10 protein-coding genes are annotated in these 7,936 nt (G+C 64.0%); 4 read left to right on the forward strand and 6 right to left on the reverse strand.

Annotated features, from left to right (window positions below; genetic code table 11):
* The first annotated feature begins 364 nt into the window (after positions 1-364).
* Together ABZT49_RS12250 and ABZT49_RS12255 are read left to right on the forward strand one after the other, a co-directional pair.
* Positions 365-1,852: an integrase family protein gene (locus ABZT49_RS12250; RefSeq protein ID WP_355286339.1), complete on the forward strand. Its 1,488-nt coding sequence runs from the start codon at positions 365-367 to the stop codon at positions 1,850-1,852.
* A gap of 226 nt (positions 1,853-2,078) precedes the next feature.
* Positions 2,079-3,689 (forward strand): hypothetical protein, encoded by a 1,611-nt coding sequence (locus ABZT49_RS12255; RefSeq protein ID WP_355286340.1) that lies wholly within the window; start codon positions 2,079-2,081, stop codon positions 3,687-3,689.
* A gap of 203 nt (positions 3,690-3,892) precedes the next feature.
* On the opposite strand, the gene ABZT49_RS12260 is transcribed toward ABZT49_RS12255, so the two are convergent.
* The 6 genes from ABZT49_RS12260 to ABZT49_RS12285 are packed head-to-tail and all read right to left on the reverse strand — an operon-like array spanning position 3,893 to position 6,532.
* Entirely contained in the window at positions 3,893-4,519 is a 627-nt protein-coding gene (locus tag ABZT49_RS12260) for a hypothetical protein (RefSeq protein ID WP_355286341.1), read from the reverse strand.
* The gene (locus tag ABZT49_RS12265) at positions 4,512-4,769 is read right to left on the reverse strand and encodes a hypothetical protein (RefSeq protein ID WP_355286342.1); all 258 of its coding nucleotides are present in this window, start codon (positions 4,767-4,769) and stop codon (positions 4,512-4,514) included. Before ABZT49_RS12265 ends, ABZT49_RS12260 begins: the two co-directional genes overlap by 8 nt.
* Before the next feature lie 11 nt (positions 4,770-4,780).
* Positions 4,781-5,182 (reverse strand): hypothetical protein, encoded by a 402-nt coding sequence (locus ABZT49_RS12270; protein WP_355286343.1) that lies wholly within the window; start codon positions 5,180-5,182, stop codon positions 4,781-4,783.
* A complete protein-coding gene (locus ABZT49_RS12275) occupies positions 5,175-5,396 on the reverse strand; it encodes a hypothetical protein (protein ID WP_355286344.1) in 222 nt (73 codons plus the stop codon). Before ABZT49_RS12275 ends, ABZT49_RS12270 begins: the two co-directional genes overlap by 8 nt.
* Positions 5,397-5,398: 2 nt before the next feature.
* Positions 5,399-6,355 (reverse strand): RNA ligase, encoded by a 957-nt coding sequence (locus ABZT49_RS12280; RefSeq protein WP_355286348.1) that lies wholly within the window; start codon positions 6,353-6,355, stop codon positions 5,399-5,401.
* 15 nt (positions 6,356-6,370) lie between these two features.
* Positions 6,371-6,532: a hypothetical protein gene (locus tag ABZT49_RS12285; protein ID WP_355286345.1), complete on the reverse strand. Its 162-nt coding sequence runs from the start codon at positions 6,530-6,532 to the stop codon at positions 6,371-6,373.
* 106 nt (positions 6,533-6,638) lie between these two features.
* Here ABZT49_RS12285 and ABZT49_RS12290 point away from each other — a divergent pair, with 106 nt between their 5' ends.
* Both ABZT49_RS12290 and ABZT49_RS12295 read left to right on the forward strand, forming a co-directional pair.
* The gene (locus tag ABZT49_RS12290; RefSeq protein WP_355286346.1) at positions 6,639-7,184 is read left to right on the forward strand and encodes a hypothetical protein; all 546 of its coding nucleotides are present in this window, start codon (positions 6,639-6,641) and stop codon (positions 7,182-7,184) included.
* Between the two features lie 103 nt (positions 7,185-7,287).
* Positions 7,288-7,936: hypothetical protein (locus ABZT49_RS12295; protein ID WP_355286347.1), on the forward strand; the 649-nt coding region annotated here is incomplete at its 3' end.

Here is a 7,936-nt window from a genome sequence, read left to right on the forward strand (position 1 = left end):
TTTGGGCTGCGCTAGCACTGCGCTAGGAAATATTGCCGTTCTGGCGCAAGGGCAAGGCAATGAAAAACCCCGCTAAGTGCTTAGCGGGGTTGAAAAAACTTGGTAGCGGAGGAGGGATTTGAACCCCCGACACAAGGATTATGATTCCTCTTATCTACGTCCCCGCCCCCGTTTTCAGGCCTCCGTAAGCCCTTGAAACGACTGGGACGGCGTTAACGATGGCCTTCCTTCGTTCTTGCCCCTCCGTACGACGGCGTCCAGGCTCCCGCCCCAGTTCCGCCCCCGTTTCTGGAGCCCGTCCCGGATGGCCGTCACGTTGAAGCAAGAGCGCGTCGATTCCCTGGTCTCGGGATGCCGCCCTGGCATGAAGCCGAAAGACATCATCGACGCCGGCGGCCCGGGCCTGATCCTGCGCCTCAAGCCCCGGGGCGCCCATTGGGGGCTCAAGTTCGAGCGCGGCGACAAGACCCTCCGGATGAAGATCGGGACCCCGGACCTGCTGACGCTGGAGCAGGCGCGGTTCATCGCCGGCAAGGCGCGGTCCTACCTCGACGCCGGGAACCTGGTGGCGCCGTCCGAGGACTGGCTGCGCGACCGCTACGTCGACCTCGGGCTGGCGAAGGAACGCCCGAAGCGCGACCCGGCCCTGGTCGCCGCCTTCGAGGCCGACGCGGGGAAGCTGATGCATTGGCGCTTCGACGAGGCGCGTGACCATTTCCTCGACGAGGTCAAGCGGACGCTCCGGCACGACACGTGGGTCGATTACCGCGCCATGCTGTACCGCCCGGAGCTCACGCCCTTCCACGTCATGCAGGTCCGGCACATCACGCACCAGCACCTGGCCATCCTGGTGGCGGAGATCCACAAGACCGGGACGGAGCGCAAGGCGGAGAAGATGGCGAGCGTCCTGCGCCCGATGTGGACGTTCCTCGCCGACGCCAACCGGCAGCACCTCACGGGCGTCACCGTGACCATGCCCTTGCTGAAGGCGCCGAAGCGCTCGGCCGGGGTCAAGCCGCGCTCGAACGGCAAGGTACCGGGGAAGTACGTCGCGAGCGCGTCCGAGATCGGGTTCGTCGTCGCCGTCGCCCGGTCGGGCGTGCTCGAACGTTCGCTCTCGGTGGCGATGGAATTGATGATCGCGACGGGGCAGCGACGCCGGCCGGTCGCGGGCGCGTTCCGAGGGGATTTTGTGGACTGGGCCGAGATGCCGGGATGGGGCATCTGGAGCATGGGCCCCAGCCACCGGAAGACGGCGGCCAAGCGGCTCGATCAGAACCGACACGTGATACCCCTGCCGCCGGCGCTCTGGGAGCGCATCAGGGGGCAGATGGAGCGCACGGCCGGCAAGGGGAGCGAGTTCCTGTTCCCGCAGCTCCGGATGCGCAAGAAGGGCGGGCGCGTCGACGGCCATCTCTCCGACGCGGCGCTCAACCACCGGCTCCTTGACATGGGCATGCGCGCGAGCCCGCACGACCTGCGGCGGGGCCTGTCGTCGGCGTGCCAGGACCGGCTCAAGGTCGTCCGCGACGACGTCAAGCTCATCATCGACCACAACGAAGGCATCCCCTCGAACGACGTCCTGGAGGCCCACTACACGGTCCACGACCGCCTCGACCGGAAGGGGCCGGTGATGGAGGCGTGGTGGCCGTGGATGGAGGCGCAGGTCGCCGCGGCGACGCTCCCTCCCCTCGCGGAACTCCGGAAGGAGATCGCGCGCCGGCGCCGGGAGCGCGAGGCTGAGGGAAAGCTCAGGAACGCCACCCGGAAGAAGGCCAAGGAGGAGAAGGCCAAGGCGGAAGCCGCGGCGGCCGCCCTCGCCCCCGGCCGCGGCGAGGCGGTGGCGGCGTAGCCATGATGAGCGCCAACAGGTGACAGAGGCGGACGTGCTTCGGGAGGCGGTGTCTCGCAGTGAGCCTTCCGGCGATGTTTTTTCGCTCTATGGTGCATTCTGTTGTTGCCTTAAGGCACCGAGCCAACTGTCATCGATCCCCTTAACGCCTGGCTAAAAAGTCAAGAGCTTGCGTCGACCTCAGTTAGCGTTATTATGAAAGAAATTGCGGAAAGAGCCTCACCCGATGGACTCAGAAACAATTAATCGATGCTTCTTGCGCTTTGAAGACCGCGCTGAAAGAATCACTCCTAAGCAGGTCGCAGAAACTTTTGTATCGATAGGTCCTCTGATGGACTTACTTGCATCGAGAAACAATCAGATTGTATATGGAAGACGCGGAACCGGCAAGACCCACGCGCTGAGATACTTTCAGAATACAAGGAACACCTCTGGAGACATTGCTATATACATTGATGCTCAGAATATTGGTTCGAATGGGTCGATATATAACGATCATTCCATTCCAGTCTCTGAGAGGGCAACTCGACTGCTGGTCGATGTTTGCTCGGCCATACATCATGAATTGCAGGAAGTATTTTCAAGGCCAGGCAGTAAGTGGGGGCTCGCAGAAGCGGCCCCACTACTCGATGGTTTTGTGGACGGTTATAATGAGATGCGCGTAACGGGAAAAGTGAAAGAAGAGGAGGCCAATAAGAACACGAATTCCAAAAATAACTCTTCGACCGCAGGTTTGAGCTTCGATGGCAAGCTCAATGGTAAAGTAGAAGCCAGTCGGGGCTCTGCTTACAGCTCTGAAACATCTGACAAGCGGGAGATTGAAGGCTCTGAAGAAACGTGGATTGATTTTACATTTTTTTCGAGAGCAATAAGATCCCTCGCTAAATTTATTGCACCCATGCGCATTTGGTTGTTAATTGATGAATGGACGACTGTCCCACCTGCAATCCAACCATATTTAGCTGATTTAATCAGACGCTCAATGTTCAATGTGCCAAACATAACAGTTAAGATAGCTGCAATCGAACACAGGTCCGTTTTCAAAATTGATAGACAGGACGAAGGATACATTGGGTTCGAACTTGGCGCAGACATCAGCGCTGCCATAAACATGGATGATTATTTGGTTATCGACAACAACGAAGCTAGAGCCAAGCAATTCTTTAGGCAATTTATTAGCAATCACGCAGCGGCGGTCGCTGACGAAATCAATGTTAAATTAGGGGGCAAGCATCGAGTTATCGCACAAGCCTTCACTCAGGATAACGTTTTTACCGAATTTGTGAGAGCAACGGAGGGCGTTCCACGGGATGCCATGCACATTCTATCCTTAGCAGCGCAGAGGGCGGGTATTAATCAAATATCTATGCCCATAATACGTCAGTCTGCCTATAATTTTTTTCAATCAGAGAAATACTCGGCCATTCAGGCCAACAGGGAAAACGTTGCTATGCTTGAATGGATAAGAGATGAAGTAATCGGAGATCGAAGAACGAGAGCGTTTCTACTTCCTGTATCTGCCGACGATACGATTATCGACCGTCTCTTCGACAGACGAGCGCTTCATATCCTAAACCGTAATCGTTCTGCCGCTCACCGCCCAGGCGAGAGGTTTATTGTTTATAAATTGGATTATGGACTGTATGTTGACCTGTCGAATACGGACAAATTTCCAGATGGCCTTCTTGTTCCCAACTCTCAAGATATAGATGCTGACTTCGAAGTGCCAATCGATGACGCCCGTTCTTATAGACGAGCAATTCTCGATTTAGATAATTTTTATAAAACGCATGGCGATATACTGCGAAAGGGTGACAATAATACAAGAACGCAATGACGGAAAACGAATAATTTGCATTTTAGTTGCGAAATGCAGGAACTTGCGATATAATTATCAGACAAATACGAGCATGGCGAAGATTCGGTCCATGAATTTTTACGATATCTTAAAGGAAATCGGTGTAAATCGAGCTCGTCTAAGATAGCTTGTTGTTTTCATTAAGGTAGGATTATCAGAACTGCATGTCGTCCATGACGCCCTCAGTCGTAGTACCGGGAGAACTTGAGCTCGCGGCTCTTGAGCGCGGCCGCCGCGATGGCCGGGGCGTCCCGGTGCCCGTCAACGACCGCCCGCAGGGCCTCGCGGTGCAGCCAGTCCTCGACCACGTGGCCCAAGCAAAGGTCGAACGCTTCCGACGGCAGGACGGCTAGGATGGCCTCGACCGCCTCCACCGACAGCGAGGGGCGTTCCTGGGCGTCGATCCAGCAGACGATGTGACCGTCCCGCTCCCAGGGACGCCCCTCGTAATCGACCGTGAAGGTCTCGCCGTCCTCGTCGGAGACGCCGCGCAGCAGCGTGACGTCTTGACCGTCGCCGGACCCGTTATCGTAGAAGTAGGCCCACACCGGCCGGTCGGTCGGGATGCCCTCGTGGCCGCTCTGCCACCGGGGGCGGTCGCGGTGAGCCACCAGCGCCTTGATCGCGCAGGCCCGGCAGCGGCGGCACCGCTTGTCCCCGGAGAACCCCTCGCTGCAATCGAGACAGCCCCGGCCGAAGTAGCCCCCGGGCGCCCAGCCGAACGGACGCAGGTCGACGTCGGCGAAGGCGTCGTCCGGGATGGGCGCGTAAATCACCCGGGTGAGGTTGGTGGCGACGTCCTCAGGCATTGCTCTCCCCCATCATCAGCATCTCCCGCACCTCGTCGGCGAGCCCGACGCACTCGGCCATCGCCATCAGCCGGGCTCGCTCCCGGGGCACGTAGTCCGGCTGCAGGTACTCCGGCGTCGGTGCGGCCGGCCGGGACGGGAAGTGCAGCGGCGCCGTCTGGACGAGGATCTCCCCGGGGCGCAGGCGGGCCTCCTGCATGGCCTCGATGGCGCGCTCGGCGGCGGCGCGGATGCGGTCGCGGTCAGCCATGGCTCCCTCCCTCAGAACCGGGTGCAGTCGACACCGCCGAGGCCCCAGCCCCGCCAGCGGTCGACGATGACCTCGGCCTCGTCGCCGAGCTCGTGGTTCTCTCGCCACTCGTCGATGGCGCCGGGGACCTGCAGGGCGGCCAGCACCCGCTCGCCGCGCTCGGTCAGCCAGGCCCCGCCGACGGACCCGCCGTGCTCGGTCAGGGCGGCGTGGTCGAGCAGGTAGCGGAGGACGTATTCGCGGCCCTGGTCCTCGCCCCAGACCGCCCGCTGGGCGTGCTCCTTCTCCCAGGCCGGGTGCGCCTCCAGGGCCCGGCGCAGCCAGTCGGCGGCGGACCATGGCGCCCCGCACCCGCACCAGCCGAGGTATCGGGAGACGGCCTCGATGACGACAGCGGCTTCGCGCTTATCCATGGAAGGTCCCCACCTGCGGGAGATCGGCGTCTCGGGTGCGGGCCAAGGCGGCCGCGCGGACGGGATGCACCGGCCGCTCCCGGCCGGCGCGATGCTCGGTGATGGTGGCCAGCGTCGCCTCCTGCTCGCGCCGGGCCCGGATGACGGCACGGGCCTCGGCGTGGGCGGCCCGCTTGGCTGCGCGCAGGGATTCGAGTTCCTTGCCCGTCAGCATGGTCAGGCGGCCTCGCTCAGGGCCCGGTCCATCGCGAAGGACGGCACGTAGCCCTCCAGCACGTTCCCGGTCGGCCGGATGGTCCGGAGCATGGCCACCCGGAGCTTGGCGCGGGCCTCGTCGTTCGTGGCCTTCCGGAAGGGGAAGACGAACGGGCGGATCGCCTCGGGGACCTCGGACAGGCGCAGCCCGAGCTCCTTGTCGGAGAGGTTAGCCACATCCTCAGCGGCCTGACGGACGCTCGCCGCCAACCGCATGAACCGGGTCTGCAGGATGCGGTGGATCGCGTCGAAGTCCGCCCAGAACTCCTCCGGCAGGTCCCGGCGCATCTCGGCGGGGTCGCCCCAGGCCGCCATGACGTCCCAGACCGCCAGCGGCGTGCAGCGGGTGATCAGGGCGTGGATGCGCTTGTACTCGGCCTCCTTGAGCTTCAACCGGTAGCCGTCGGCGAACCGGACGACGAAGCCCTCCTCGTTCCGCGTCAGCACCGACGCGGCCGCGGCCATCGCCTCCATGCTGGCGAACGCGAACCGCTTGGCCGGGCGCCACCCGAGCGCCCGGCAGGCCTCAGTCACCTCGGCATACGTCAGCTCGCGCCCGGCCGCGTCGTAGGCCGCCAGCATCGCCATCTCGGGCTCGGCGTAGCGGACGACGATGACGTTCTCCGGGTAGATGGCCTCGAACAGGTAGGTCGTGCCCGGGACGAGGCCGGAGGTGTCGGCGGCGTTGAGGCGCGCCTGCGCCCACGCGGCCTGGGAGCTATCGAACGCCCCCTTGGTCGCGGCGCGCCACCGGCCGGCGTGGTGGAAGGCGACGATGAGCGAGCCGTCGAGCTTCTCGAACGCCTCGAACGGCAGGTCGGGGGCCGCGGCGCCGCGCTCCCCGAGGTTGAAGAACTTCGGGAATGGCGTCGCGACGGCGGCGCGCGTGGCCGGGTCGAGGATCAGGCCTCGCGCCATCAGCAAGAAGGCGTCTCAGCCCTCGTCGTAGACGCAGCGCTGGGTGTAGACGTAGAGGTGCAGGCCGGTCTCGGCGCAGACCTTGCGGCTGACGAAGCCGGCGCGGCGCGCCTGCTCCAGGCCGGCGACCAAGGCATCGAAGCCGGTCGCGCGAGCCGGGTGAATACTGTCCGACATCAAGCTGATCCCCTTCCCGCTATGGAGGGTACGGGGATCCCCGGATTCGCATAGGGGACGCGCCCGAGCCGCTGGCGCGCCGGCCGGGCCGTGCTATCCCGGGCCCATGGAGATCCACCTCGAAAACATGCAGGACGACCTGTGGCCGTGCCCGGATGGCTGGACCGTCGTCGGGCGCGTCGGCCGCCAGTCCCTCGCGTACGACCCGGAGCGGCGTCCGTTCCTCCTGAGCGAGGGCGAGGAGCCGGTGCCGCTCGACCCGGCCGTCGTCAACGCGTCCCTCTACCCGGCCATCGAGGAGGCCGCGCTGAGGCTGTGGCCTAGCGGATGGGCAGCGCCCCTCAGCGACGTTTTCAAAGTCGACCGCCGCGCCGTCACGCCGAGCCGGATAGCCAAGAAGGGGTTGCACCCGCGCGTGCTGCGCGCCCTGGGCCGTTTGGCCGAGGACTTCGACGGCGAGGCCGCCAGCCGGGGCTATCTCCTCGTCGCCCTGGCCCGCTACGTCGACCGGTATCACTGGCCGCGCGATAGCCTGGGGGGCAGCCGCGAGGACGTCGAGCGTGACGTCGACCGCTGCATGGACCTGTTGATCAACGCGCGGTCGCGAGGACCGACGTTCCCTTCCCGGCGGACGGAGGCCGATGAGGACTGACGCGGTAACGGTTCTGAAAGGTTTGTCGGTCTAATCCTTGGGACGAGACGAATGGCTGGTTTTGACCGGCTGTCGTTCGAGAGGTCCAAGGAGGGCCAGATCGATGAAGAAGCCCCTCAGGGCGGCTTTCGCGCCGACGCGCGAGTTGTACGCCTGCACCGCATCGCTCATCCACGACAGCGTCGCCCAGGACCTCGCCGCCTGGGTCCGCCACCAGCGCGCGACCGGGCCGGAGCTCGACTTCGCCGTCGGCATGTCGACCGACCGCGTCGTCGACGAGTTCCTCGCCGGCATCGAGCGGGCCGCCGCCGATTGCCTGGCCGCCGGCGAGACGCCGAAGGCCAAGGCGCTCCTCGGCCGGCGCCTGGTCGAGGCCATCTACCTCGGCGAGCAGGTCCTCGCAGACGAGGACGGCTTCGACCGTCCCGGCCTGTCGGACGTCCTCGGGCGCCTCGCCTACTCCGCGCTCACGCTCGGCATGCGGGAGGCTCGCCAGTACGCGCACGACCACGCCATCGAGCTCGCGCGGTTCTCGCCGCCGGGCGACGCGATGCACTACGTCGCCCACGGGTTCGGGCTGATGACTGATCAGCACCCCCTTTTCGTTGTCCCGGCCGACCGCGGGACACGGGACGTCTGCCTCGTCGTCTCCGCGGCGCTCGCGCTCGGGCTGGAGCACCTGCCCGGGATCGTGCCGGCCGCGAAGACGGCGGTCGCGCCCCTCGACGAGGAGGAGCGGCTCGACCTGGAGG

The organism is Methylobacterium sp. EM32, from assembly GCF_040593685.1.
In the GTDB taxonomy this organism is placed as follows: Bacteria; Pseudomonadota; Alphaproteobacteria; order Rhizobiales; family Beijerinckiaceae; genus Methylobacterium.